This window comes from Streptomyces sp. 5-10, from assembly GCF_014712245.1.
GTDB lineage: Bacteria > Actinomycetota > Actinomycetes > Streptomycetales > Streptomycetaceae > Streptomyces > Streptomyces violaceusniger.
The window spans coordinates 1-481 of sequence record NZ_JACVYG010000010.1 but is presented as its reverse complement, the minus strand read 5'-3'; the positions used below and the strand labels follow the sequence as shown (position 1 = coordinate 481).

The window sequence follows — 481 nt, the reverse complement described above, 5'->3', positions numbered from 1 at the left end:
CGCAGCGAACCCTCCAACACACCCTCGAACCCCGCACACACCTCATCAAAGGCCGCCGCGAACACCGGAAACACCCCATACAACTCACGCCCCATCCCCAGCCGCTGCGCACCCTGACCCGCGAACACCCACGCCGACAGACCACCCGCAACCCCGACCACGGCATGCGCCGCAGGTTCACCGGCCACCACCGCCCGCAGACCACCAACCAGTTCATCGCGGTCACGGCCGAAGACAACCGCCCGATGCTCGAACGCGGCGCGCAGAACCGCGGACGAGTAACCCACATCAACCGGCTCCACCACAGGCTGGGACTCCACGAACTCCGCCAGACGTCCCGCCTGCGCCACAAGGGCCGGGGCACTACGCGCCGAGACCACCCACGGGATCACCGGCAGGTCCCTCCCACCGCCGGGCTCCGTGGACGCCTCCTCGACGGCGGGAGCCTCCTCGAGGATGACGTGGGCATTGGTGCCACTCA

General features: G+C 69.0%; 1 protein-coding gene. It reads right to left on the bottom strand.

Annotated elements, in window-relative coordinates:
- Window positions 1-481: CurL C-terminal domain-containing protein (locus IEJ02_RS14595; RefSeq protein WP_498067035.1), on the bottom strand; the 481-nt coding region annotated here is incomplete at both ends.